General features: G+C 75.1%; 23 protein-coding genes. 9 read left to right on the top strand and 14 right to left on the bottom strand.

What is annotated here, in order from left to right:
- Nucleotides 1-225: 225 nt before the first annotated feature.
- Nucleotides 226-696: a hypothetical protein gene (locus C8D89_RS17205; protein WP_116709324.1), complete on the bottom strand. Its 471-nt coding sequence runs from the start codon at nucleotides 694-696 to the stop codon at nucleotides 226-228.
- Between the two features lie 399 nt (nucleotides 697-1,095).
- Here C8D89_RS17205 and C8D89_RS17200 point away from each other — a divergent pair, with 399 nt between their 5' ends.
- Together C8D89_RS17200 and C8D89_RS17195 are read left to right on the top strand one after the other, a co-directional pair.
- Complete coding sequence (locus tag C8D89_RS17200) at nucleotides 1,096-2,403, top strand: DUF885 domain-containing protein (RefSeq protein WP_207787272.1); 1,308 nt, start codon at nucleotides 1,096-1,098, stop codon at nucleotides 2,401-2,403.
- A 393-nt stretch (nucleotides 2,404-2,796) separates the two neighbouring features.
- Nucleotides 2,797-4,125: an RNA 5'-3' helicase PhoH2 gene (locus C8D89_RS17195; RefSeq protein ID WP_116709323.1), complete on the top strand. Its 1,329-nt coding sequence runs from the start codon at nucleotides 2,797-2,799 to the stop codon at nucleotides 4,123-4,125.
- Nucleotides 4,126-4,206: 81 nt separating this feature from the next.
- Here C8D89_RS17195 and guaB1 read toward each other — a convergent pair whose 3' ends face one another.
- Complete coding sequence (guaB1, locus tag C8D89_RS17190; RefSeq protein ID WP_116709322.1) at nucleotides 4,207-5,652, bottom strand: GMP reductase; 1,446 nt, start codon at nucleotides 5,650-5,652, stop codon at nucleotides 4,207-4,209.
- 53 nt (nucleotides 5,653-5,705) lie between these two features.
- On the opposite strand from guaB1, the gene C8D89_RS17185 reads away from it, so the two are divergent.
- Together C8D89_RS17185 and C8D89_RS17180 are read left to right on the top strand one after the other, a co-directional pair.
- On the top strand, nucleotides 5,706-6,797 hold the full coding sequence (locus tag C8D89_RS17185; RefSeq protein ID WP_116709321.1) for a winged helix DNA-binding domain-containing protein: 1,092 nt from the start codon (nucleotides 5,706-5,708) through the stop codon (nucleotides 6,795-6,797).
- A gap of 30 nt (nucleotides 6,798-6,827) precedes the next feature.
- Nucleotides 6,828-7,184 (top strand): DUF3817 domain-containing protein, encoded by a 357-nt coding sequence (locus C8D89_RS17180; protein WP_243418183.1) that lies wholly within the window; start codon nucleotides 6,828-6,830, stop codon nucleotides 7,182-7,184.
- Nucleotides 7,185-7,215: 31 nt separating this feature from the next.
- Here C8D89_RS17180 and C8D89_RS17175 read toward each other — a convergent pair whose 3' ends face one another.
- The 8 genes from C8D89_RS17175 to C8D89_RS17140 all read right to left on the bottom strand — a co-directional run bounded on the left by C8D89_RS17175 (nucleotide 7,216) and on the right by C8D89_RS17140 (nucleotide 15,363).
- On the bottom strand, nucleotides 7,216-8,751 hold the full coding sequence (locus tag C8D89_RS17175) for an ATP-dependent DNA ligase (RefSeq protein ID WP_116709320.1): 1,536 nt from the start codon (nucleotides 8,749-8,751) through the stop codon (nucleotides 7,216-7,218).
- 13 nt (nucleotides 8,752-8,764) lie between these two features.
- The gene (locus C8D89_RS17170; RefSeq protein ID WP_116709319.1) at nucleotides 8,765-10,168 is read right to left on the bottom strand and encodes a class II fumarate hydratase; all 1,404 of its coding nucleotides are present in this window, start codon (nucleotides 10,166-10,168) and stop codon (nucleotides 8,765-8,767) included.
- Between the two features lie 22 nt (nucleotides 10,169-10,190).
- Nucleotides 10,191-10,799 (bottom strand): L,D-transpeptidase, encoded by a 609-nt coding sequence (locus tag C8D89_RS17165; RefSeq protein WP_243418182.1) that lies wholly within the window; start codon nucleotides 10,797-10,799, stop codon nucleotides 10,191-10,193.
- Between the two features lie 128 nt (nucleotides 10,800-10,927).
- Nucleotides 10,928-11,938, bottom strand: coding sequence for a class II fructose-bisphosphatase (gene glpX, locus C8D89_RS17160; RefSeq protein WP_243418198.1), 1,011 nt, complete (start codon nucleotides 11,936-11,938; stop codon nucleotides 10,928-10,930).
- Nucleotides 11,939-12,119: 181 nt separating this feature from the next.
- A complete protein-coding gene (locus C8D89_RS17155) occupies nucleotides 12,120-13,163 on the bottom strand; it encodes a hypothetical protein (RefSeq protein ID WP_116709317.1) in 1,044 nt (347 codons plus the stop codon).
- Nucleotides 13,164-13,206: 43 nt separating this feature from the next.
- A complete protein-coding gene (locus C8D89_RS17150; RefSeq protein WP_116709316.1) occupies nucleotides 13,207-13,437 on the bottom strand; it encodes an exodeoxyribonuclease VII small subunit in 231 nt (76 codons plus the stop codon).
- An 82-nt stretch (nucleotides 13,438-13,519) separates the two neighbouring features.
- On the bottom strand, nucleotides 13,520-14,791 hold the full coding sequence (gene xseA, locus C8D89_RS17145) for an exodeoxyribonuclease VII large subunit (RefSeq protein ID WP_116709315.1): 1,272 nt from the start codon (nucleotides 14,789-14,791) through the stop codon (nucleotides 13,520-13,522).
- Between the two features lie 11 nt (nucleotides 14,792-14,802).
- Nucleotides 14,803-15,363 carry a lipid droplet-associated protein gene (locus C8D89_RS17140; protein ID WP_116709369.1) on the bottom strand — a complete coding sequence of 187 codons (561 nt, stop codon included), beginning with the start codon at nucleotides 15,361-15,363 and terminating at the stop codon, nucleotides 14,803-14,805.
- A gap of 98 nt (nucleotides 15,364-15,461) precedes the next feature.
- Here C8D89_RS17140 and C8D89_RS17135 point away from each other — a divergent pair, with 98 nt between their 5' ends.
- From C8D89_RS17135 to C8D89_RS17120, 4 genes are all read left to right on the top strand, one after another.
- Nucleotides 15,462-16,445 (top strand): 4-hydroxy-3-methylbut-2-enyl diphosphate reductase, encoded by a 984-nt coding sequence (locus C8D89_RS17135; RefSeq protein ID WP_116709314.1) that lies wholly within the window; start codon nucleotides 15,462-15,464, stop codon nucleotides 16,443-16,445.
- 45 nt (nucleotides 16,446-16,490) lie between these two features.
- Complete coding sequence (locus tag C8D89_RS17130) at nucleotides 16,491-17,597, top strand: sensor histidine kinase (protein WP_116709313.1); 1,107 nt, start codon at nucleotides 16,491-16,493, stop codon at nucleotides 17,595-17,597.
- A complete protein-coding gene (locus C8D89_RS17125; protein WP_243418181.1) occupies nucleotides 17,594-18,289 on the top strand; it encodes a response regulator in 696 nt (231 codons plus the stop codon). The genes C8D89_RS17130 and C8D89_RS17125 overlap by 4 nt, the downstream gene beginning before the upstream one ends.
- A 114-nt stretch (nucleotides 18,290-18,403) precedes the next feature.
- Nucleotides 18,404-18,847: a hypothetical protein gene (locus C8D89_RS17120; protein ID WP_207787270.1), complete on the top strand. Its 444-nt coding sequence runs from the start codon at nucleotides 18,404-18,406 to the stop codon at nucleotides 18,845-18,847.
- A 115-nt stretch (nucleotides 18,848-18,962) separates the two neighbouring features.
- Here C8D89_RS17120 and C8D89_RS17115 read toward each other — a convergent pair whose 3' ends face one another.
- The 3 genes from C8D89_RS17115 to C8D89_RS17105 all read right to left on the bottom strand — a co-directional run bounded on the left by C8D89_RS17115 (nucleotide 18,963) and on the right by C8D89_RS17105 (nucleotide 21,694).
- The gene (locus C8D89_RS17115; RefSeq protein WP_116709311.1) at nucleotides 18,963-19,865 is read right to left on the bottom strand and encodes a DUF6542 domain-containing protein; all 903 of its coding nucleotides are present in this window, start codon (nucleotides 19,863-19,865) and stop codon (nucleotides 18,963-18,965) included.
- 92 nt (nucleotides 19,866-19,957) lie between these two features.
- On the bottom strand, nucleotides 19,958-21,130 hold the full coding sequence (locus C8D89_RS17110; protein ID WP_116709310.1) for a DNA recombination protein RmuC: 1,173 nt from the start codon (nucleotides 21,128-21,130) through the stop codon (nucleotides 19,958-19,960).
- Nucleotides 21,131-21,145: 15 nt separating this feature from the next.
- Nucleotides 21,146-21,694 (bottom strand): methylated-DNA--[protein]-cysteine S-methyltransferase, encoded by a 549-nt coding sequence (locus C8D89_RS17105; protein ID WP_116709309.1) that lies wholly within the window; start codon nucleotides 21,692-21,694, stop codon nucleotides 21,146-21,148.
- 90 nt (nucleotides 21,695-21,784) lie between these two features.
- Here C8D89_RS17105 and ychF point away from each other — a divergent pair, with 90 nt between their 5' ends.
- Nucleotides 21,785-22,858, top strand: a complete 1,074-nt coding sequence (gene ychF, locus C8D89_RS17100; protein WP_116709367.1) for a redox-regulated ATPase YchF — start codon at nucleotides 21,785-21,787, stop codon at nucleotides 22,856-22,858.
- A 444-nt stretch (nucleotides 22,859-23,302) separates the two neighbouring features.
- On the opposite strand, the gene C8D89_RS17095 is transcribed toward ychF, so the two are convergent.
- Nucleotides 23,303-24,043, bottom strand: coding sequence for a GAF and ANTAR domain-containing protein (locus tag C8D89_RS17095; protein WP_165825753.1), 741 nt, complete (start codon nucleotides 24,041-24,043; stop codon nucleotides 23,303-23,305).
- Between the last annotated feature and the right edge of the window lie 10 nt (nucleotides 24,044-24,053).

Raw genomic sequence — 24,053 nt, 5'->3', positions numbered from 1 at the left:
GATTCTGTCCCTCAGCAAGACAGATCATCGCAGGTCAGGAGCACCTTTCGTCATTCAGACCCCGGTGTCAGAGCCGGTCCGGTGAAAGGCCTGGGCTAGACGCACGACGACCCCGGGAGCATGTGCTCCCGGGGTCGCCGTCACGTGCCTGCTCCGCTCGCGGCCGTGCCATCCCCCGATGGGCACGGTCGCGAACGGCGCGGAGCCCCGCCGCGGGGCCGCCCCTCAGTTGTCGTAGGCGCTGAGGATGCCGAGCTGGTTGATCGGGGCCTGGATGTTCGTGTTGTTGATCCCGATCAGCTGGTCGCCGGTGTTGAGCTGGCCGCGCTGCTCGGCCGAGGCGCCGCCGCCGTCGTTGTCGTCACGCCCACCGTGGCCGTGCCCGTGGCCGCCCCGGCCCCCACGGCCGCCGCGCTCGTCGTCGTCGCCGTCGCAGCCGTCGTTGTCGTAGGCGCTGAGCACGCCGAGCTGGTTGATCGGGGCCTGGATGTTCGTGTTGTTGATGCCGAGCAGCCCCTGGTCGCCGGTGTTGAGCTGGCCGCGCTGGACCGCCGAGGCGCCGCAGTCGGACGAGGAGTGGCTGTGGCCGCGGTGGTCGTGGTCGTCGTCGTGCGCCTCACCGGCGCTCGCGAGGGGAGCGAGGGAGATCATGCCCGCCGTCGCACCCAGGACGACGATTCCCGCCTTCTTCAGCATCCACTGCTCCGTTTCGTGGGTCTTGTTCTGCGGGAATTCGGGGTTCCCGGTCGAACGGTGTTGCCGCACGGACGGTGCGGCTGACGGGAGAAAAGCTATCCGGGCCCGAGAGGCCATTTCCAGCGGCGGCCCACCATCGAGTGATTGACAATTCCGAGAGCGACTTGAGTGGGATATCCGGGTGATCCGCCGATCACGTCGGCCCCGATTTCCGCGGCCGCGGGAGCATTCAGTGTCGCTGCGTCGCGCACCTCGACACCCGCCTGTCGTATCAAGGGCGGGTGGGCACGTGACGAGGCCCCGTCGGAGCACTCGGCGTAACCTCGGTCGGTGGTCGCGGCCGGCACGGGGGTGGACGTCCGGGTGGACGCTCGGGGAGACGCTCGGGTAGACGCGGAGGTGGACCGGGTCGCCCGGGCCTACGTGCGCCTCGCGCTGCGCCTGGACCGGGTGCTGCCCGGCGTCCTCGACGCGCACCTCGGCGACCCGGACGACGCCGCGCGGGTGGCGGCCGAACCCGCACCCGACCCGGACGACCTGGCCCGCGAGACCGACCGCCTGCGTGCCGCCCTGCCGGCCGCGGACACCGGGCGGACCGCCTTCCTCGACGCCCAGCTGCGGGCGTGCCGCGTCCTCGCCGAGAAGGCCGCGGGACGCGACGTCGGGTTCGTCGAGGAGATCGAGCGCTGCTTCGGGGTGCGCGTCGCCCGCGGGGAACCCGATCGCTACCGGGAGGCCCACCGGGCCCTCGACGCGCTGGTCGACGGGCCGGGGCCGCTGCCCGAGCGCCTCGCCGCGTTCCGCGACCGTGACCGCCTCCCCGCCGAGCACCTGCCGGTCGCGCTGCGCGCCGTGGTCGACGCCCTGCGCGGACGCACCGGGTCGACGGTGGGGCTGCCGGCCGGCGAGGAGGTGACGCTGGAGGTGGTCGACGCCGCGCCCTGGAGCGGGTTCAGCCGGTGGCTGGGCCGGTGCCGCTCGGCCGTCGCGGTCAACGGGGGCATCGGGCACCGCGTCACGCACCTGCCGCTGCTGGTGGCGCACGAGGCCTACCCGGGCCACCACACCGAGCACTGCCGGGTCGCGGCGCACCGCGGCGCGGCGTCGGCACGCCCCGAGCGCGAGGTGTTCCTCGCCCGCACCCCGCAGAGCCTCGTCGCCGAGGGTGCCGCCGAGCTGGGGCTCGAGGTGGTGGTGGGGGCGGGCTGGGGGCGGTGGAACGCGGAGGTCCTCGCCGCGGCGGGTGTGCCGGTCGACCTCGCGCACGCCGAGCTGGGGGAGGCCGTCGAGACGGTGATGGCGCGGCTCGCGCCGGTACGGCAGGACGCCGCGCTCATGCTGCACGCCGAGCACCGGCCGGCCGAGGAGGTCGTCGCGCACCTGCGCCGCTGGCTGCTCGTCGACGAGCGCCGGGCCCGCCGAATGCTCGAGTTCCTCGCCCATCCGCGCTGGCGCACCCACACCACCACCTACGTCGGGGGTGTGCGCCTGCTGCGGCCGTGGTTGACGGAGGGGCTCACCGACACGCCCCGCGAGCTGGTCACGGGCCGTCTCGCGCGCGTGCTCGACGACCCGCCCACCCCCGAGGCGCTGCGCGTCCCGTCCCCGCCGCCTGAGCGGCCGGCGCGGCGTCCACCCCGCGCGGGGTGGGCGCCGTGGCTGCGCCGGACGGCGGTGGGACGGCGGGCCGCGCCCCGAAACCGGTGACCCAGGTCACCAAGTCGCCCCGCTCGGCGCGCGACAACGACCGGCTACCGGCGGTAGCGTCCGCGCCGACGGACCCGCACCGGATGCGGGGCGTCCGGGGAGGCCGGTAGTGGCAGATCGGAGCGGGACGGGGACGTCCACCGCTCGCGGACCCCGCGCCGTCACGGCGCCGCGGTCCGCGACCGGCGCGGCGCGACCGCCCTGGTCCGGTCCCGGGGGAGGGCCGGCACCCGGTCCTGCCCCGCGATGGCGCAGGACGGCCCCCGGGCCGCGCCACCGCGCCGTCGAGCCGCCGGACTAGCCGACCCGTTCCGACGAGGAACTGTGGTCGCGGTGCCGCGGCCGCTCGAGGGAGTAGTCGTGAGCGCAGCACCAGCCGAGCGTCCCGCTTCCGTGAGCACCACCAGCACCCCCGACGGGCGCCGCTGTTACGTCATCGACACCTCGGTCCTCCTCAGCGACCCGTGGGCCCCGACCCGGTTCGCCGAGCACGAGGTCGTCCTCCCGCTCGTGGTCGTCTCCGAGCTCGAGGCCAAGCGTCACCACTCGGAGCTGGGGTGGTTCGCCCGGGAGGCCCTGCGCCTGCTGGACGACCTCCGCATCCGCCACGGCCGTCTGGACCAGCCGCTGCCGATGACGCCCGAGGGCGGCACGCTGCGCGTGGAGCTCAACCACTCGGACCCGTCGGTGCTCCCCGCGGGCTTCCGCACGGCGGAGAACGACAGCCGGATCCTCGCGTGCGCGCTCAACCTGGCGGCCGAGTCCTCGCCCGCCCGCCCGGACCGGGTCACCCTCGTCACCAAGGACATGCCGCTGCGCGTCAAGGCCGCATCGGTCGGCCTGCCCGCCGACGAGTACCACGGTCAGGACGTCACGACGACCGGGTGGACGGGCACCGCGGAGGTCGCGGCAGCCCCGGACGAGGTGTCCTCGCTGTTCGCCGACGGCGTCACCGACGTCGAGGCCGCCCGCGAGCTCCCGTGCCACACCGGGCTGCGCCTGCTCGGCGGCGGCTCGTCGGCGCTCGGGCGCGTCACCCCGGACAAGCAGGTCCGGCTCGTGCGCGGCGACCGCGACGTGTTCGGGCTGCACGGCCGCTCCGCCGAGCAGCGCATCGCGATCGACCTGCTCACCGACCCCGAGGTCGGCATCGTGTCCCTCGGCGGCCGCGCGGGCACCGGCAAGTCGGCGCTCGCACTCTGCGCCGGCCTCGAGGCGGTGCTCGAGCGCCAGCAGCACCGCAAGGTCGTCGTGTTCCGCCCGGTCTACGCGGTCGGGGGCCAGGACCTCGGCTACCTGCCCGGCGGCGAGAACGAGAAGATGGCGCCCTGGGCCCAGGCGGTGTTCGACACCCTCGGCGCGCTGGTGTCGACGAACGTCGTCGAGGAGGTCATCGAGCGCGGGATGCTCGAGGTCCTGCCGCTGACCCACATCCGCGGGCGCTCGCTGCACGACGCCTTCGTCATCGTCGACGAGGCCCAGTCGCTGGAGCGCAACGTGCTGCTCACCGTGCTCTCGCGCCTGGGCACCAACTCGCGGGTCGTGCTCACCCACGACGTCGCCCAGCGCGACAACCTGCGCGTGGGTCGCCACGACGGCGTCGCCGCGGTGATCGAGAAGCTCAAGGGCCACCCGCTCTTCGCCCACGTCACGCTGACCCGCTCCGAGCGCTCGCCCATCGCCGCCCTCGTCACCGAGATGCTGGAGGGCGAGCGGCTGTAGCCGGCCCCGGTGTTGCAGCGAACGGGTATCTCGCTGCTTCCAGGCGTACGAGACACCCGTTCGCTGCCACCGGTGGTGCGCTCACCAACCGGCGGGCAGCGGGCGACCCTCGGCGAAGCCGGAGGCCGACTGGACGCCCAGCACGGCGCGGGCGTGGAACTCCTCGAGCGTCGCGGCGCCGGTGTACGTGCACGCCGAGCGGACGCCGGCGGTGATGCTGTCGAGGAGGTCCTCGACGCCCGGGCGCTGGGGGTCCAGGCGCATGCGCGAGGAGGAGATGCCCTCCTCGAACAGCCCCTTGCGCGCGCGGTCGAACGCGGAGTCGCCGCGGGTGCGGGCGGTGACGGCGCGCTTGGACGCCATGCCGAACGACTCCTTGTAGGCGACGCCGTGCTCGTCGCGCTGCAGGTCGCCGGGCGACTCGTAGGTCCCGGCGAACCACGAGCCCACCATCACCGCCGAGGCGCCGGCGGCCAGGGCGAGGGCGATGTCGCGCGGGTGGCGCACGCCGCCGTCGGCCCACACGTGCGCGCCGGCCTCCCGTGCGGCGGCGGCGCACTCGGCCACCGCCGAGAACTGGGGACGCCCGACGCCCGTGGCCATGCGGGTCGTGCACATGGCGCCGGGGCCCACGCCGACCTTGACGACGTCGGCGCCCGCGGCGACGAGGTCACGGGTGCCGTCGGCGGTGACGACGTTGCCCGCCACGATCACGGCGTTCGGCGCGGCCTCGCGGGCGGCACCGAGCGCGGCGAGCATCTTCTCCTGGTGCCCGTGCGCGGTGTCGACGACCAGCACGTCGACGCGGGCCGCGACCAGCTCCTTGACCCGCGTCGCCACGTCTCCGTTGACCCCGAGCGCCGCGGCCACCCGCAGGCGCCCGTCGGCGTCGAGCGCGGGGCGGTAGACCTCGGCGCGCAGCGCGCCGGTGCGCGTGAGGATGCCCGTGAGTCGGCCGTCGTCGTCGACACCCAGCGCGGGGGCGCCGGCGTGCGCGGGGACCGTGCCCGACCCTCCGGCGAGGGCGTCGAACACCTCCCGCGGCGGCGTCGTCACCGGCAACGTGACGGCGGGGGAGAGGACGTCGGCGAGGCGGGTGAAGCGGTCGACCCCGGCGCAGTCGGACTCGGCGACGACGCCGACCGGGCGCCCCGCGTCGTCGACCACCACGACCGCGCGGTGAGCGCGCTTGGAGACAAGGTTGAGCGCGTCGGCCACGGCGTCACCCGGGTGCAGCACGACCGGCGTGTCCCACACGTGGTGCCGCGACTTGACGCCGGCGACCGCCGCCGGGTCGACGTCCTGCGGGATCACCGCGAGCCCGCCGCGGCGCGCCAGCGTCTCGGCCATGCGCCGCCCGCTGACCGCCGTCATGTTCGCCGCGACGACGGGGATCGTCGCCCCGGACGGGTCGGCGACGGAGAGGTCGACGTCGGAGCGCGACGACACGTCCGACCGCGTCGGCACGAGGAAGACGTCGTCGTAGGTCAGGTCGTGGGGCGGGCGCTCGCCGTCGAGGAACTGCACGTGTCACGACCCTACGTCAGCGCAGCGGTCGCCGCGGCGGCCAGGCTGCCGTCGTGACCGTGCTCGACGCCCGGGCGCTGGGCCGCGCGGCGCTGGCCCGCCAGTTCCTCCTCGCGCGCGCCGAGGTGCCGGTGCTCGACGCCGTCGCCCACCTCGCGGGGATGCAGGCCCAGGAACCGCAGGAGCCCTACGCCGGGCTGTGGTCGCGCCTCGCCGCGTTCGACCCGACGGAGCTGTCGGCCCTGCTCACCGACCGGCGGGTGGTGCGCACGCACCTCATGCGACGCACGGTGCACCTCGTCACCGCCGACGACGCGCTGGCCTGGCGCTCGCGTCACGACGCGATGCTCGTGCAGCGGATGCTCGGGGTGTACCGGCGCACGCTCGGCGACACCGACCTCGCCGCGCTGGCCGCCGACGGCGCGGCGGCGCTGCGCGACGAGCCCCGCACCATGCCCGAGGTGGGCCGGCTCCTCGCCGACCGTTGGCCCGGCCTCGCCCCGCGCGAGATCGGCGACGTCCTGACCTCACTGGTCCCGCTCGTGCAGGTCCCGCCGCGCGGGGTGTGGGGCGCGACCGCGCCGGCCCGCTGCGTCCTCGCCGAGACCTGGCTCGGCCGTCCCGTCGACCCGCCCGCCACCGGGGGCGACCCGGTGGGCGAGGCCCTCGTCCTGCGCTACCTGGCCGTGTTCGGGCCCGCCGCGACCGCCGACCTGCGCGCGTGGTCGGGGCTGGCCGGGCTCCCGGGCGCGGTGGACGCGGTGCGCGAGCGGCTCGTGGCCTCCCGCGACGGGCGGGGCCGCGAGCTGCTCGACCTCCCCGACGCCCCGCGGCCCGACCCGGACACCCCGGCGCCCGTGCGCTTCCTGCCCGCCTTCGACAACCTGGTGCTGGGCTACGACGACCGCTCGCGGTTCGTCGACGACGCCCACCGGGGGCTCTCGGTGTCCGGCGCCCGGTTCGTGCTCGTCGACGGGCGGGTCGCGGCGACGTGGTCGGTGGAGGAGGGGACCGTCACCGTCACCCCGCTGCGCGCGTTCTCCCGCGCCGACCGCACCGACGTCGGCGAGGAGGGGCGGGCGCTCGCGCACTTCCTCTCCGGCGGGGAGAGCCGGCGGGTGACGATCGCCGCGTCCCCCCGCTGACCGCGGCCCCGGACGGGCAGAGTGGGTGCCGTGTCCACGGTGCTCCCCCGCTCGCGCACGGCGGTCCTCGCGCGCGTGTTCCGTGCCGTCGCGATCGCCGAGGCCTGCTCGTGGATCGGGCTGCTCGTCGGCATGGCGTTCAAGTACCTCGTCGTGTTCGACGACGTCGGTGTGCGCGTGTTCGGGCCGATCCACGGGGCGCTGTTCGTGGCCTACGTGGTGATCGCCCTGGTCACGGCGCGGGTGTTCCGGTGGAGCCCGACGACGACGGTCCTCGCGCTGCTCGCGAGCATCCCGCCGGCCGCCACCGTGTGGTTCGAGCGCCGCGCGGTGCGCCGCGGCGAGCTGGGCCCGACCCCGCCGCGAACGGGGAGTTCGCGCGCATAGAGGCAGCGAACGGCACGTTCGCTGCACCCACCTACGGCAGCAGGGCCCGGACGGCGTCGATCGTGTCCGCCTCGGCGGCGGGCTTGTCGTCGCGATAGCGCACGACGCGGGCGAAGCGCAGCGCGACGCCGCCGGGATAGCGGGTGGAGGTCTGCACGCCGTCGAGCTCGATCTCCACGACGATCTCCGGCCGGAGGTACACCGCCCAGGCGTCGCGGTGCGTCTCGTACCGCGGGAAAGTGTCGGTCTGCCAGCGCAGGGTCTCGTCGGTCATGCCCTTGAACGTCTTCCCGATCATGACGAACCCGTCCCCCTCACGCGCTCCGAGGTGGATGTTCGACAGCCAGCCCCGGCGTCGGCCGGACCCCCACTCACAGGCCAGGACGACGAGGTCGAGGGTGTGCGACGGCTTGACCTTCTGCCAGGCCCGGCCGCGCCGGCCCGCCGAGTAGGTCGAGTCCAGCGCCTTGACCATCGAGCCCTCGTGCCCCGCGGCCAGCGAGGCGTCCACCGCCTCGGCGGCCTCCTCGGCGCTCGGGCGGACGACGCCGGGCATGACGTGGTCGGGCGCGATCGCGGCGAGCTCGGCGCGGCGGCGCTCCAGGGGCTCGTCGACGAGGTCGAGGCCGTCGCGGTGCAGGCAGTCGAAGAACCACGGCCGCAGACCCGTCGACCCGAACGCCTTCATCGTCTCCTGGAACGGCCGCGGCCGGCCGTCGTCGTGCAGCGCCAGGATCTCCCCGTCGAGCACCACCGACTCCACCGGCAGCGACCGCAGCAGCGCCACGGTGTCGGGCACGCCGCCGGTGATGTCGCGCAGCGTGCGGGTGAACACGCGCACCTCGTCGCCGCGGCGGTGGCACTGGATGCGGGCGCCGTCGAACTTCTGCTCGACGACCACCTCGGTGCCCAGCTCGGCCAGCGCCGCGTCCAGCGAGTCGCCGGGCGAGGCCAGCATCGGACGCACGGGCCGGAGCACCTCGAGCCCGATCGCCGCCAGGTCGGCGACCGGGTCCTCGCTGGTCAGGGCGACGTGGGCCGTCGTGGGCAACCGCCCCGAGAGCATGAACGCCCGACGCACGGCGTCCGCCGGGACCTCCACCCGACTGCCCGTCGCGTCGCTCGCCAGGGTGGCGGCCGCGGCGACCGCCTCGATCATGACCCCCTCGAGAGCGCCCTGCCGGAGCTCGCCGCCGAGCAGCCGCACCAGGAAGCGACCCTCGTCGGAGGTGGCCGCGTCCATCAGCGCGCCGAGCTCGGCCGCGCGTCGCGCCCCGACCCCGCTGCCCGAGCCGGCCAGCGCCGCCAGCCGCTCGAGGGCGGCGTCGACGTCGGCGACGGTCAGCGTCGAGGTCGCCGCGGGCGTCGGGGTCAGCGCCTGCAGCGTCCGCCAGCCGATGCCCGTGCGGCCCTGGAGCATCTCGCCGGCGAGCCACGCCGTCGCCGGCCGGATCTCCGCCGGCTCGAGGCGGGCGAGCAGCGCCGAGAGCGTCGCGGTCTTGGCCTTGCGCGAGCGGGTCGCCGCCACCTCGCCCGAGGCGGCGACGACCTCGCCCAGCAGGGTCACCGGCGTGCGGGGGTCACTGGTCGACCCGCGTCATCGCCAGCACGTCGAGGGCGTCGTCGAGCTGCTCCTGGGTGATCCGGCCGCTGGAGACGTAGCCCTCGTCCTCGATGACCTCGCGGATCGTCTTGCGCTCCTTCATCGCCTGCTTGGCGATCTTCGCGGCCTCCTCGTAGCCGATGAGGCGGTTGAGCGGCGTGACGATCGCCGACGACGACTCGGCGTACCGGCGGCACGCCTCCTCGTCGGGCTCGGTGCCCTCGAGCACGCGGTCGGCCAGCAGGCGCGCGGCCGCGGAGAGCAGGCGCGCCGACTCGAGGACGTTGTAGCCCATCACCGGCATCATGACGTTGAGCTCGAGGTTGCCCTGGCTGCCCGAGAACGCGACGGTCGCGTCGTTGCCCATGACCTGGGCGGCGACCATCATCGTCGCCTCGCAGATCACCGGGTTGACCTTGCCGGGCATGATCGACGAGCCGGGCTGCAGGTCGGGGATGCGGATCTCGGCGAGGCCGGTGGACGGGCCCGACGACATCCAGCGGACGTCGTTGGCGATCTTGTAGAGGCTGACGGCCACCGTGCGCAGCGCCCCGGACGCCTCGACGAGACCGTCGCGGGCGCCCTGGGCCTCGATGTGATCGCGGGCCTCGGTCAGCTCGGGGATCTCCGTGGCCTGGCGCAGCCGCTCGACGACCTTGCCGCCGAAGCCCTCCGGGGTGTTGATGCCGGTGCCCACCGCGGTGCCGCCGATCGGCAGCTCGCCGAGGCGGGGCAGGACGGCGCGCAGGCGCTCGGTGCCGTGGCTGCACTGGGTGGCCCACCCGCCGGCCTCCTGGCCGAGGGTGATCGGCACCGCGTCCATGAGGTGGGTGCGCCCGGCCTTGACGACGTGCTTCCAGTCCTGCGCCTTGCGGTTGAGCACCGCGCCGAGGTGGTCCAGCGCCGGCACGACGTCGCGCACGATCGCCTCGCTCGCGGCGAGGTGGATGGTGGTCGGGAAGACGTCGTTGGAGCTCTGCGAGGCGTTGACGTGGTCGTTCGGGTGGACGTCGCGCCCGCTCACCCGCGAGGCCAGCGTGGCGATGACCTCGTTGGCGTTCATGTTCGAGCTGGTGCCCGAGCCGGTCTGGAAGACGTCGATCGGGAACTCGCGGTCGTGCGCCCCGGAGGCCACCTCGTCGGCCGCCGCGGCGACGGCGTCGGCGATCTCGGCGTCGAGCACCCCGAGGTCCTTGTTGACCCGGGCGCACGCGCCCTTGACCAGTCCGAGCGCCCGGATCTGGGCCGGCTCGATGGGGCGTCCGGAGATCGGGAAGTTCTCCACGGCCCGCTGGGTCTGCGCGGCCCACAGCGCGGCGGCCGGCACCCGGACCTCGCCCATCGTGTCGCGCTCGGTCCGGTACTCCTGCTCCTCGGTCATACCGGGAAGTCTCGCACCGCTCTCACCGCACCACCTGCACGGTGTCACCCGGCGAGAGGTTCGCGAAGAACCGTTGCGAGGCGGTGCGCCCGAGGTGGATGCAGCCGTGCGAGCGCTCGGACAGGCTGCCCTGGTGGAACGCGATCGCCGGTGCGAAGAACACCGAGTTCGGCATGTCGGCGTCGTAGAGGTTGCTGCGGTGCTCCCGGTCCTTGTAGTCGACCGAGAACGTGCCGGTCGGCGTGGGGTCCCTGCGGGTGCCGCCGAGCGCGCCGACCGGGCCGTAGGTGACGTTGCCGGCGCCGTCGAGCAGCCATGCCTGCTGCGAGGAGAGGTCGACGCAGGCGTCGGCCGTGCTCGAGCACGGGGTCCCCGTGGCGAGCGCCTGGGCGGCGGGAGCAGCGGGGGCCGGCGACGGCTCGGCGGCGGGAGCGGGTGCGGCGGCGGGAGCGGGTGCGCCGGCCGGCGCCGTGACCGCGGCGGGCTCGACCGGCGGCGCGGCGACGGGGGCGGGAGCGGCCGGCGCCGGGGCGGGGCCGCCCGTCCCGACCGCCAGCACCCCGAGCACGCCGAGCAGGGCGACGAGCATCGTCACCAGCGTCTTCTCCGAGGGCGGGCGCAGGGGTGACACGAGGACCTCCGTGGACCGGACTGGACCGGGCGTTGGTCGCAACGACGACCCCCCAGAGGCGGCCATCATCCCCACCGTGACCGCCACGGTGCCGACCACCACGCCGTTCGACGGGCGCGTGCCCCGCGTTACAGGGTCGAGTGCTCGGGTCCCCAGACGGGCACGTCCTCCTCGCGCACGCCGGGGCCGAAGTCGACGTTCGAGTACTCGCGCAGCTTGTGCAGCCGGTGCCACGCGTCGATCATCCGCACCGTCCCCGACTTCGAGCGCATCACCAGCGACTGGGTCGACGCCCCACCGGCGCGGTAGTGCACGCCACGCAGGAGGTCGCCGTTGGTGATCCCGGTGGCGCAGAAGAAGATGTTCTCGCCGTGGACGAGGTCGCGGGTGGACAGGACACGGTCGAGGTCGTGGCCCGCGCCCACCGCCTTCTCACGCTCCTCGTCGTCCTTCGGCCAGAGCTTGGCCTGCAGCACCCCGCCCATGCACGCCAGCGCGGCCGCCGTGATGATCCCCTCCGGCGTGCCGCCGATCCCGAGCAGCACGTCGACGCCGCTCTCCGGACGGGCCGCGGCGATGGCGCCGGCGACGTCGCCGTCGGAGATGAACCGGATGCGGGCACCCGCGTCGCGGATGTCCTGCACGAGCTGCTCGTGACGGGGCCGGTCGAGCACGACGACGGACACGTCGGAGACGTTGACGCCCTTGGCCCGTGCGACCGCCCGGAGGTTGTCGCGGACGGGCCGCTCGATGTCGACGACGTCGGCGCACTCGGGGCCGACGGCCAGCTTCTCCATGTAGAACACCGCGGACGGGTCGAACATGGCGCCCCGCTCGGCGACCGCGAGGACGGCGAGCGCGTTCGGCATGCCCTTGGCCATCAGGGTCGTGCCGTCCACGGGGTCGACGGCGACGTCGCAGTCCGGCCCGTCGCCGTTGCCGACCTCCTCGCCGTTGTAGAGCATCGGGGCCTCGTCCTTCTCGCCCTCCCCGATGACCACCGTGCCGCGCATCGACACCGAGCCGATCAGCTTGCGCATCGCGTCGACCGCGGCGCCGTCGCCGCCGTTCTTGTCCCCGCGGCCCACGAAGCGCCCGGCGGCCATGGCGGCGGCCTCGGTGACCCGGACGAGCTCCATGGCCAGGTTGCGGTCGGGGGGCTCGTGGGTCCGGGCGTCGGCGGCGGAATCCTGCGGGCTCACCGGGGGCACCTCCGTGCGGGTCTGCGGGGCGTGCGGCATCCGTGCGGCCCGGACGGGCGGGCCCGCGCCGGGCCGCCATCCTCGCAGACCGCGCCACCCCGGGCGCCTGTTCGCGACGTCACCAGCGGTCGCGCGGCGGCGGGCCCCAACCCTCGTCGGTGTCGGCCGGCACCCCGACCTGTGGCGCGTCGCGGCCCTCGCCGGTCCAGGCGCCGTGGGTGTCGACCGCCGGGCCGGCGGTCGGGAGGGCGCCCGAGGGAGGGGGGTCGGCGGGGTGCCCGGCGCCCTGGTGGGCGGCGGCCCGGCCCGGCTCCCGGACCTCGTGCCGGTTGTCCCGGTTGTCCCGGCCGTCCCCCCAGCTCGTCGGTGGCTCCTCGCGAGGCGCCGACCAGGCGCCGGTGGCCGGCCCGGGTCCGGCGGGTTGCGGCGCCGGCCCCTGCAGCGCGACCGCGACACCCTCGCGGGACAGGGAGTGCACGCTCTCGCGCAGCGCCCGGGTCGCGGCGGCCCGCAGCTCCGCGGAGAAGCGCGGCGCCGGGGCGAAGCGGCCGAAGGTGTCGCGCAGGAAGTGCAGCAGCAGGGTCGCGGTCGAGCGCGAACGCCACATGGTCCAGCCGACGTAGAGGTCGCGGCCGTAGGGCTGGACGAGCAGCATCGCGCGCTCGCTATACTGGCGGAACAGCAGCACCGGCACGCCGGCCACGGTCGACGGCGAGACCTCGGCGGGGCTGCGACGCGCGGCCGCGGCGGCGCGCACGTGCTCGTAGGCGCTCGCGGCGGCGTCGCCCCGGTTCTCCAGGAGGCGGGCGTGCTCGGCGATCGGCTCCTTGGCGGGCGCGAAGAACGAGGCGATGCCCGCGAGGTAGAGCACGACGATCAGCACCCCGAGCAGCGCCGACACCGCGTCGGTGAACCCGTCGGGCGTGGACATGGACGCCAGGTAGTCGATGACGACCTTGACGAGCAGCAGCACCGTCGGCGCGACGAGGAAGAGCAGCGTGCGCATCAGGTGCGGCGCGAGCATCCGGTAGGTGACGACGTCGTCGACCAGGCCGTCGGGCTCCGCGTGCTGCTGGATCTCGCGGTGGTAGTCGGCGTGCGCGCCGGACACCGCGCGGTCGAGGTCCCGGTCGCTGCCGGGAGCGCCGTGCGGACTGCTCATGGTCGTCGAGTCTGAGGCATGACCGACCCGGATCGGGGGCGCATCACCCGCGCGCCGTGCCCTCCTCGTCCGCGCCGGCCTCGTGCAGCACCGTCTCGACCCGCTCCCGTGCCCCGGCGAGGTGGCGCTCGCACACCCGCGCCAGCGCCTCGCCCCGCTCCCACAGCGCCAGCGAGTCCTCCAGGCTCAGCCCGCCCGCCTCGAGCCGCGCGACCACCTGCGCGAGCTCCTCCCGCGCCTGCTCGTACCCCGGCTCGTCGTCGCTCTCCGTCATGCCCGCCATCGTCCCTCGTGTCAGCGGTGGGCCATCGCTGACACCCAGTGTCCGTGATGCCCCACCGCTGACAGAGACATGATCACGAGTCGTCGCGGTCCGTGACGATGGCGTGGACGGCGCCGTCGGCGAGGCGCACGCGCAGGTGGTCGCCGGCCGCGGGCGCCCCGGCCGACCGCAGGACCGGCGCGTCGACGCCAGGAGGACGCCCATCGGCCCCGTGCTGGACGATCGCGTAGCCGCGGGCCAGCGTCGCCGCGGGCCCGAGCGCGGTGAGCGACGCGCGCAGGTGGCGCAGGTCGGCGTCGCGGGCGGTGAGCCCCGCGTCGACCACATGGCGGGCGCGGGCCCGGAGCGCCGCGACGGCGTCCTCGCGCGCCGCGATCGGGCCCAGCGGGTCGGCCAGCACGGCCCGGCGGCGCAGTGCGGCGAGCGCCGCGTCCTCGCGCTCGACCCACGCGTGCAGGGCACGGTGGGCCCGGCGGCGCAGCTGGGCGAGGTGCGCGGTCTCCTCGGCCAGGTCGGGCACGATCCGCTTCGCCGCGTCGGTGGGGGTCGCCGCGCGCACGTCGGCGACGTGGTCGACCAGCGGGGTGTCGGGCTCGTGACCGATCGCGGACACCACCGGCGTGCGGCACGCCGCCACGCCCCGGCAGAGCGCCTCGTCGGAGAACGGCAGCAGGTCCTCGACGCTCCCGCCCCCCCGGGCCAGCACGATCACCTCGACGTCGGGGTCGCGGTCCAGCGCGCTCAGTGCGTCGAGGATCTCCGGGACGGCCTGCGCGCCCTGGGTCGGCGTGTTGCACGTGCGGAACCGCACCGCCGGCCAGCGCCCCGTGGCGACCGTGACGACGTCGTGCTCGGCGGCACTGGCCCGCGAGGTGATGAGCCCGACGCAGCGCGGCAGCCGCGGCGGGCGGCGCTTGCGGGCTGGATCGAACAGGCCCTCGGCGGCGAGCAGGGCGCGCAGGCGCTCGATGCGCGCGAGCAGCTCGCCGACCCCGACGGGGCGGATCTCGTCGACGCGCAGGGACAGCGTGCCGCGCCCGAAGAAGTACGACGGCTTGCCGTGCACGACCACCCGTGCGCCCTCGGCCAGCGGCGGCGCCGCGCCGCGCACCATCGACGTCGGCGCGGTCAGCCCCAGCGAGACGTCCGCCGCCGGGTCGCGCAGCACGAGGAACGCGGTCGACGAGCCCGGCCGCGCGGTGACCTGGGTGAGCTGGCCCTCCACCCACACCGCGCCGAGCCGGTCGATCCAGGCGGCGATCTTGCGCGCGACCGTGCGGACCGGCCAGGGCTCCTCGGCACTCGTGGGCGGCGCGGGGGTCGTCGCCGCCGGCGGGCCGTTCACGTCGGCACCGCTCAGGACTGCTGGGCCTTCAGCGTGGCGATGCGGTTGCTCAACATGGTGACGAACGGCGGGCGGTTGGCGTGCGCCTGCTCCCACTCGAGCAGCTCGTCGACCTGCTCGACGCTCAGCGCGCGCAGCTTCCCCCGCAGCTGCGCGATGGTCATGGTCTCGTAGCCGGGCAGCGCGTCCGGGGTGACCGACGGCGTCACGCCGGCCTCACCCACGACACCCAGCGCCGGCGCGTGACCGTTGACGCGCGGCGGGGGGCCGGGGAGGTCCGGCTCGTCGTCCACCGAGTAGGAGTCGTAGCCGGTGGGCAGCGCCTCGGGCAGGTCGTCGTCGAACCGGGCCCACGAGGGGGCCTCCTCGACCGGGCGCATCCCGTCCAGCGCGGTGTCGCCCTTGATGGCCAGCTCGGTGACGACCTGCTGGGCGCGCATCCCGAGCTGCAGCACCCGGCTGACCGCCGTGATGGGCAGGCCTGCGACGGTGCGCGGGAGATCCCGCGCCTCCTCGACGGCCGTGACGACCAGACCGGCGGCGACCCGCACCGGGAACGGCAGGGAACTCATGTGCACAGGGTGCCACCAGCCGGCGCTCGATGTGCGCACGACCACCCACGGCCGCCGACGGCCGATCGGTGATGTGGATCGCCCGTACGCTGGGAGGTATGACCGGTGAGCACGAGGCAGGCGAGCCCACCCCGCGGGTGCTGCTCGCGAAGCCCCGCGGCTACTGCGCGGGTGTCGACCGGGCCGTGGTGGCGGTCGAGAAGGCGTTGGAGACCTACGGCGCCCCGGTGTACGTCCGCAAGGAGATCGTGCACAACCGCCACGTCGTGAAGACGCTGGCCGAGCGCGGCGCGGTGTTCGTCGAGGAGACCGACGAGGTGCCCGAGGGCGCCACCGTCGTCTTCTCCGCCCACGGCGTCTCCCCGGCCGTGCACGCCCAGGCCGCCTCCCGCGAGCTGCGCACCGTCGACGCGACCTGCCCGCTGGTGACCAAGGTCCACCAGGAGGCCAAGCGCTTCGCCCGCGACGACTACGACATCCTGCTCATCGGCCACGAGGGCCACGAGGAGGTCGAGGGCACGGCGGGCGAGGCGCCCGAGCACGTGCAGCTCGTCGACGGGCCCGGCGCGGTCGACCAGGTCACCGTGCGCGACCCCGAGAAGGTCATCTGGCTCTCGCAGACGACGCTGTCGGTGGACGAGACGCTCGAGACCGTCCGCGCGCTGCGCGAGCGCTTCCCGTCGCTGGCCGACCCGCCGTCCGACGACATCTGCTACGCGACGCAGAACCGCCAGGTCGCGGTGAAGCAGATGGCACCCGAGTGCGACCTCGTGCTGGTCGTCGGCTCGCGCAACTCCTCGAACTCGGTGCGCCTCGTCGAGGTCGCCCTGCAGGCCGGCGCGTCGGCGGCGTACCTGGTCGACCATGCGGGCGAGATCGACGCGTCGTGGCTCGAGGGCGTCACGACCGTCGGCGTCACCAGCGGCGCTTCGGTCCCGGAGATCCTCGTCGGCGAGGTGCTGCACTGGCTGGCCGACCGCGGCTGGGCCGACGTCGAGGAGATCACCACCGCCAACGAGAAGCTGACCTTCTCGCTGCCGCGCGAGCTCAAGCGCGACATGAAGCCCCAGGCGGTGCGCTGACCACGCGGCGTTGAAGTCGGCGGCGGGGCACCGCAGAGTGTCCCCGTGCTGCTGGCCCTGACCCTGCTGACCGGGGGTGCGCTGCTCACCCTCGTGCTCGGGGTGCTCGGTGGGGGCGACCCCGTCGCCGTCCTGCCGCTCGGCGTCGCGTACGCGCTGCTCGCGACCCTGGGTTTCCGGTGGGTCCAGCGCCGGGACCGGCGGTGGTGGTCCGGCGCGTACGTCCTCGTCGGGCTCGTGCTCGCGTCGATCGTCTTCGCGCTCGCCCCCGGCGTGGGCGCGACGCTCTTCCTCGTCGTGCTGGTCAGCCAGTGCGTGCTGCTGCTCCCGCTGCCGGTGACCGCCGTCGTCATCGCGATGGTGCCGATGGTGCACGCCGGGATGCCGCTGATCGAGGGCGTGCGCGAGGGGCTGGGAACGCTCGTCGCCGTCGTGTTCGCGGCCGTGGTCACCGAGCTGCTGCGCCGTGAGCAGGCGATGCGTCGCGAGCTCGCCACGGCCCACCAGCAGCTGCGGGACCGGACGGCGGAGGTCGAGCGCCTTGCCGCCGCCCAGGAGCGCAACCGGCTGGCGCGCGACATCCACGACGGGCTCGGGCACTCGCTCACGGTCGTCGCGATGCAGCTGCAGGCGGCTCGCGCGCTGCTGGCCCACGGGTCCGACGAGCACGGACCCGTCGACGGCGTGCTGGCCAAGGCCCAGCACCAGTCACAGTCCGCCCTTGCCGAGGTGCGGCGGTCGGTGCGGGTGCTGCGCGAGCCGCGGGTGGTCCCGCCGCTGCCGGAGGTGCTGCGCGACCTCGCCGCCGAGAGCTCCGCCGCGGGCCTGCCGACCGCGCTGACCGTGGTCGGCGACGAGCGCCCGGTCAGCGAGACCGTGCACGAGGCCCTGTTCCGGACCGCGCAGGAAGGCCTGACCAACGTGCGCAAGCACGCCGCCGCGAGCCGCGCGGAGCTGGTGCTCGACTACGCCGCGGCGGCCGTGCGGGTCGAGGTCCGCGACGACGGGCGGGGCGCCGGCACGCCCGACCCCGACGACACCGGGGTCGGCCTCCTCGGCCTGCGCGAGCGCGCCGAGGACCTCGGCGGGCGCCTCGAGCTCGCCGCGGCGCCGGGTGGCGGTTGCGCGCTGACCGTCGAGGTACCGGCGTGAGGGCACCGGGACCACGGGTCGATCCGGGCCGCGCCACGTCCCCCGTGCGGCTCTTGCTCGTCGACGACCAGGCCCTGTTCCGCGAGGCGCTGGCCACGCTGCTCGGGGTGCGCGACGACGTCGTCGTGGTCGGCGAGGCCGGCGACGGCGAGGAGGCCCTGCGCCGGGTCGCCGAGCTCGCGCCCGAGGTCGTGCTCATGGACCTGCGGATGCCCGTGCTCGACGGCGTCGCCGCGACCCGCCGGCTGCGCGTCGAGCACCCGGAGGTCCGCGTCATCGCGCTGACCACGTTCGACGACGACGAGGACGTCTTCGCCGCGCTGCGGGCCGGGGCCGTCGGCTACCTGCTCAAGGACGTGTCGTCGGCGCGTCTGGTCGACGCGGTGCTGACCGCGGCCGGCGGGGGCTCGGTGCTGGAGCCCTCGGTCGCCGCGAAGGTCGTCGCCCGCGTCGCGCGGCTGCCCGCCGACGAGCCCGCCCGCCGTCCGCAGCCGCTCGTGGTGCCGCTCTCCGAGCGGGAGGTCGACGTCCTGCGCCTGCTCGCCGACGGCCGCAGCAACCGGGAGATCGCGCGGACGCTGCACCTCGCCGAGGGCACGGTGAAGAACCATGTGACCAACGTCCTCGGCAAGCTCGGCGCGCGCGACCGAACCCAGGCCGCCCTGCGCGCCCGCGCCCTCGACCTGCTCTGAGGCGGGGTCATGCCCCGTCGTGACCCCGGGTCATGACCTCCGGCACGTCTCCCGCGGGCCGCCGGTCGCGAAGCTCGTCCGCGTCGTCGTCCGGCACCCGCGGAAGGACCCGCCATGACCACCCTGCCCACCACCCCCGCCGCCACCACCGCCACCACCGCCACCACCGCCACCACCGCCACCGCCGTGCGCCCCCGGTCCCGGCGCGTGCTGCGCTTCGCCCTCCACTACGTCGAGATGGTGATCGCGATGTTCGTCGGGATGGCGCTGCTCATGCCGCTGACACCGGCGGCGTGGGTGGCCATGCCGGCCGTGCACGCGCTGGTCATGGCCGCGACCATGACGTTCGGCATGGCGCTGTGGATGGCCGTCCGGCGCCACTCCGCCCGGCAGATCACGGAGATGTCGGCCGCGATGTGCGCGCCGTTCGTGCTCCTGCTCGCGCCCTACGGGCTGGGCCTGGTCTCCGGCGGCACCGTGATGGCCGCCGGCCACGTGCTCATGTTCCTGACCATGCTCGGCGCCATGCTCCTGCGCCGCGACGAGTACGCCCACTGAGGCGGCGCGGCGACGCAGCAGGCGGCGCGGGACGCAGCGAACCCTCTCGGCGTGCTCCCCTCGATTCGCTGCGTCCACGCGCGCGAAGTCCCCGTCGATCAGTGGAGACGCGGGGTCAGCGCCGGTCGTCCGGTCCTTCGACGCGGCGCGGCACGCGGCGCACGCCCGGCCCGAACTCGTCGTCGGGGTCCTCGGGACGCACCGGGCGCCGTCGCGGGTCGCCGCCCGAGGGCCGGCGGCGGTCGTCGCGCACCGGTCGCATCTGGATGGGCTTGCGCGGGCGGTCGCGGGGGTCCCGGTCCCGGTCGCGGTCCCGGTCGCGGGGGTCCTTGCGGTCACGCGGGTCGCGGTCGCGGGGGTCGCGCCCACCGCGGTCCCGCGGGTCGCGCCGACGATCGCGGTCGCCGGGATCCCTGTCACGGGGGTCCCGGTCGCGGGGGTCCCTGTCACGGGGGTCCCGGTCGCGGGGGTCCCGGTCGCGGGGGTCCCGGTCGCGGGGGTCCCTGTCGCGGGGGTCCCTGTCGCGGGGGTCGCGGACCGGGCGGGCGTCGGGGTCGAGGTCGTCCTCCGGGCGCGCGTAGGGCTCGAGGCGCGTCCGGACGAACCCCAGCGCCAGGCAGATCGCCGTGGTGACCGCCAGCGTGGGGAAGCCGTTCACCAGCGGGCCGCCGATCGCGAGCAGCGCGGCGGTCGTCCCCCCCGAGCGGGGCAGCGACCCCGACGCGACGACCACCGCGGGCACCGCGGCGGCGAGCAGCAGCGGCGGCTGCACGAGGGGGACGAACAGCGAGTCGCGGCGGGCCCAGGCGGTCGCGAGGATGCAGCCGCCCGCGAAGCACGCGGTGAACACCACGTTCAGCTCGCCGGACGCCATCAGATCGACCGCGACCCCGGCGACGGAGAGGACCGCGGCGAGCGCGACCGCCGACCACCAGTGCAACCCGCGCAGCGAGCGCACCACGGATCGCTCGCCGGGGCCCACCGCCCCGGTGGCGGTGTCCTCCCGCGCGCTGGTCATGCTCCCAACGCTAGCGGTCGTTCAGTTGCCCGCCGTTCGCCCGCCACGAGGTGCGGCGCGTGGCGTGACGTGTACCACCGGGACGGGGCACGTCACCCCGTCTCGGCCGGGGCGCGCGGCCGCCGCTCGACCTGGTCGGGTCCCTCGAGATCGCCACTGGTCACCGACAGGTCGGTGAAGCGGCGCGCGCTGACCAGCACCCGGGACTCCAGCGAGCTGACCGTGTCGTTGAACGAGCGCACGCTGCCGTCGAGCGAGCGTCCGAGGCGGGCGAGGTGCCCGGACAGCGTGGCGAGCCGGCCGTGGAGCTCGCGACCCAGCGCGTGGACCTCTGCGGTGTTGCGCGCCAGGGCCTCCTGGCGCCACGCGTAGGCGACCGTGCGCAGCAGCGCCATCAGCGTGGTCGGGGTGGCGATGACGACGTCGGCGCCGAACGCGTGCTCGAGCAGCGTCGGGTCGGCCTCCAGCGCGGCGGAGAGGAACACCTCGCCGGGCACGAACATGACGACGAACTCCGGCGTCGGGTCGAAGCGCCGCCAATAGGCCTTCGCCCCGAGCACGTCGACGTGCGCGCGCACCTGCTTGGCATGCGCGGCGACCCGTTCGCGGCGCGCGGTGTCGTCGCGGGCCTCGGTGGACTCCAGGTACGCCGCGAACGGGACCTTGGCGTCGACCACGATCTGCTTGCCGCCCGCGAGGTGCACCACGAGGTCGGGGCGCTGGGCGCCGTCGTCGTCCCCGCCGGGGGCGTGCGCCTGCCGGGTGAAGTCGCAGTGCTCGACCATGCCGGCGAGGTCGACGACGCGCTCGAGCTGCAGCTCGCCCCAGCGTCCGCGCACGTGCGGGGCGCGCAGGGCGCCCACCAGCGCCCGCGTCTCACCCGCGACGCCCTGCGCGCCGGCCGCGACCGCCCCGACGTGCTCACGCAACGACGCGAACGCCGCCTCCCGTTCGCGCGCGGCCCCGGCCATCTCCTGCTCCATGCGCTGCAGCGCCGCCGCCACCGGCTCGATCACGCGATCCAGCGCCTCCGACGACGCCGCGCGCGCCGCCGGAACGACGGCGCGCGCCCGCTCGCCGGCTCCGCGCCGCTCGGCGTCGAGCTCGGCCCGGGCCGCGGCGACCTCCGCCCCCGCGCGCCGCACCGCCTCGGACACCGCGGCCTCGCGTCGCGCGGCCGCCAGGTGCAGCGCCGCCCACGCACCGACGCCCGCCCCCAGCACGAGCCCGAGCAGCAACCCGGCCAGCACTCCGTCCACCGTCACGAGGCCGAGGATGGATCACACCCCCGACAACGACGCGTCACCGCGGCCGTGGCCCTCCGGCGCGTCGCACCAGGAAGCCTCCATCGCCAGCAACCGCTCCTTGAGATCCAGCCCCCACCGGTACCCGCCCAGTCCGCCGCCGCGGCGCAGGACCCGGTGGCACGGGACGAAGAGCGTCGCGGCGTTGTGGACGCACGCCCGGGCGGCCAGCCGGTGGCCCCGCGGGTAGCCGGCCGCCGTCGCGAGCTCGCCGTACGTCGTCGGCTCGCCCGCGGGCACCGCACGCAGGCGCTCCCGGATCGCCGTCGTCGCCGGCCCGCTGACCTGGCGCACCGGGATCGCCGCCGCCGGCGCGGGATCGCCCCCGTGGAACGCCGCGACCGCCGCCGTCACCTCGCCGAGGTCGGCGCGCCGGCCCGGGTCGGCCGGTCGCAGGTCGGCGTGCACGAGCGCGACCAGGCCGTCGGCGTCGTCGGTCCAGCCCGACGCGAGCACCGCGCCCTCGTCGTCGACGAGCGCGGTGAAGGGGCCGAGGGGAGTGGGGACGGTGGCGAGGGCGGACACGGGGGCCTCCGGGATCGGGTGGAAGGGTTCTCACCCTGGTTGGACGCCGCCGCGGCCCGTCCGGATCCGTCGCTGGCAGACTGGGATCCCGTGAGCTTGACCCTCGGCATCGTCGGCCTGCCCAACGTCGGCAAGTCGACGATGTTCAACGCCCTGACCCGCAACGACGTGCTCGCCGCGAACTACCCCTTCGCCACCATCGAGCCGAACGTCGGCGTGGTGCCGCTGCGCGACCCGCGCCTCGACCGTCTCGCGGAGATGTTCTCCTCGGAGAAGGTCGTGCCGGCGACCGTGTCGTTCGTCGACATCGCCGGGATCGTCGCCGGGGCCAGCGAGGGCGCCGGGCTGGGGAACAAGTTCCTGGCCAACATCCGCGAGGCCGACGCGATCTGCCAGGTCGTGCGGGTGTTCTCCGACGACGACGTCGTGCACGTCGACGGCCGTGTCGATCCCGCCGCCGACATCGAGACGATCGCCACCGAGCTCGTCCTCGCCGACCTCCAGACGATCGAGAAGGCCCTGCCCCGCCTGGAGAAGGAGGCGCGGGTCAAGAAGGAGACCAAGGCCGTCGTCGACGAGATCCAGCACGCGCAGGGCGTGCTGAACGAGGGCCGCACCCTGTTCCAGGCGGGCCTCGACTCGCCGCGGCTGCGCGAGCTGAACCTGCTGACGGTCAAGCCGTTCCTCTACGTCTTCAACGCCGACGAGCCGGTGCTGACCGACGACGCGCGCCGCAAGGAGCTCGCCGAGCTCGTCGCCCCGGCCGAGGCGGTGTTCCTCGACGCGAAGGTCGAGGCGGAGCTGCTCGAGCTGGACGCCGAGTCCGCCCAGGAGCTGCTGGAGTCGATCGGGCAACCGGAGCCGGGGCTCGACGCGCTGGCCCGTGCCGGGTTCCGCACCCTCGGGCTGCAGACCTACCTCACCGCGGGCCCCAAGGAGTCGCGGGCGTGGACGATCCGCAGGGGCGCCACCGCCCCCGAGGCCGCGGGCGTGATCCACACGGACTTCCAGAAGGGCTTCATCAAGGCCGAGGTCGTCTCCTACGACGACCTCGTCGAGGCCGGCTCCATGGCCGCCGCGCGGTCGGCGGGCAAGGTCCGCATGGAGGGCAAGGACTACGTCATGGTCGACGGCGACGTCGTGGAGTTCCGCTTCAACGTCTGAGCGAGGACCCCGGACCGGTGCCGGACCGCGGCCCGGGGGGAGGGGACGCGCGGTCCGGCACCGGCGGCAGCCGCCCGGCGACGGCCGGAGAGCGACGTCGCTCGTGGGGGCTGCCCGCTGCTGCGCGGCATGGCCGGCAGCAGGCTCGTCGATTCCCGGACGCGGGTGTGGGACGTCGTGCGTCCGGGAACCATCCGGTGATGGAGCCCTGACCGGCTGTTCGGTCAACCGGCCAGGGCGTGGAGCCGGCGCCGCGCGAACAGGGCCGTGGACCCGAGGCAGCGGGCTCCGCCCGGGTGGGGACCCGGGAGCTGGAGCCCTGACCGGCTGGTGGGTCAACCGGCCAGGGCCTGGGAGCCGACGACGGGGCAGGGAGCATCCTGGCGCCCCCGGCGGCGGCTCCTCCCGGGGTGGAGCCCGGGAGGTTGTGCTGTGTGGCGTCCCTCAGACCCTGGGCGTGGTCCCGGCGGCGACGTCCTCGTTGAGACCGCGGGCCAGCTCGACCAACTTGATCCGCCGGTCGTTGGCCGTGCGCACGAGGAGGCTGAATGCGTCGGCGTCGCCGAGGCCGTAGCGGGCCATGACGATGCCCTTGGCCCGCGCGATGAGGTCACGTGTGGCCAGCGCCTGACCGATGTTCTCGGCGTGCTGGGCGCCGAACAGGGCGATCGCGGCGTGCGAGGCGAAGAGCGCCCCGATCTCCAGGGCGAGCTCGTCGAACGCATCGGGTCGGGGCGCGTAGAGGTTGAGCGCCCCGGCGCTCCCGGGATCGGAGAACAACTGGAACGCCACCATCGACCGGAACCCGCGTTGCACGGCGGTCTCCGCGAAGCGGGGCCAGCGTTGCGTGTCGGCGTCCAGGTCGGGCACCGTCACCTGGCGTTCCTCGAAGATGGCGTCGACGCAGGGCCCTTCGCGCAGCCGCGCCTGCATCTCGTCGAGGTCGCGCACGACCTCGTCGGTCGGGGCGCAGGTGGTGACCGCCCCGCTGCGGCTGACCAGCGAGACCCCGGCCTGCGCCGCCCCGGGCACCGCCTGCAGGGCACCCTTCACCACGAGGTCGAGCGTGTCGTCCACGCCGCGGTGGGTGAGCAGGTCGCGGGCGGCGGCATCGACGATGTCGATGACGTACTGCACGCGCTCGGCGCCGTCCGGCGAACGCGGCGATGCGGACCCGGTGCTCATCGGCACCATC

The organism is Actinomycetospora cinnamomea (genome assembly GCF_003096675.1).
In the GTDB taxonomy this organism is placed as follows: Bacteria; Actinomycetota; Actinomycetes; order Mycobacteriales; family Pseudonocardiaceae; genus Actinomycetospora; species Actinomycetospora cinnamomea.
The sequence above is the reverse complement of the archived record's forward strand: the minus strand, read 5'-3'. Positions and strand labels throughout refer to the sequence as shown.

What these genes read in the sequence shown, in the direction of transcription:
- C8D89_RS17135 (WP_116709314.1), top strand. Translation starts at nt 15,462, where the DNA reads ATGACCGGTGAGCACGAGGCAGGCGAGCCCACCCCGCGGGTGCTGCTC.
- C8D89_RS17155 (WP_116709317.1), bottom strand. Translation starts at nt 13,163, where the DNA reads ATGAGCAGTCCGCACGGCGCTCCCGGCAGCGACCGGGACCTCGACCGC.
- C8D89_RS17095 (WP_165825753.1), bottom strand. Translation starts at nt 24,043, where the DNA reads ATGAGCACCGGGTCCGCATCGCCGCGTTCGCCGGACGGCGCCGAGCGC.
- C8D89_RS17120 (WP_207787270.1), top strand. Translation starts at nt 18,404, where the DNA reads ATGACCACCCTGCCCACCACCCCCGCCGCCACCACCGCCACCACCGCC.
- C8D89_RS17205 (WP_116709324.1), bottom strand. Translation starts at nt 696, where the DNA reads ATGCTGAAGAAGGCGGGAATCGTCGTCCTGGGTGCGACGGCGGGCATG.
- C8D89_RS17115 (WP_116709311.1), bottom strand. Translation starts at nt 19,865, where the DNA reads ATGACCAGCGCGCGGGAGGACACCGCCACCGGGGCGGTGGGCCCCGGC.
- C8D89_RS17140 (WP_116709369.1), bottom strand. Translation starts at nt 15,363, where the DNA reads ATGAGTTCCCTGCCGTTCCCGGTGCGGGTCGCCGCCGGTCTGGTCGTC.
- C8D89_RS17170 (WP_116709319.1), bottom strand. Translation starts at nt 10,168, where the DNA reads ATGACCGAGGAGCAGGAGTACCGGACCGAGCGCGACACGATGGGCGAG.
- C8D89_RS17150 (WP_116709316.1), bottom strand. Translation starts at nt 13,437, where the DNA reads ATGACGGAGAGCGACGACGAGCCGGGGTACGAGCAGGCGCGGGAGGAG.
- glpX (WP_243418198.1), bottom strand. Translation starts at nt 11,938, where the DNA reads ATGGAGCTCGTCCGGGTCACCGAGGCCGCCGCCATGGCCGCCGGGCGC.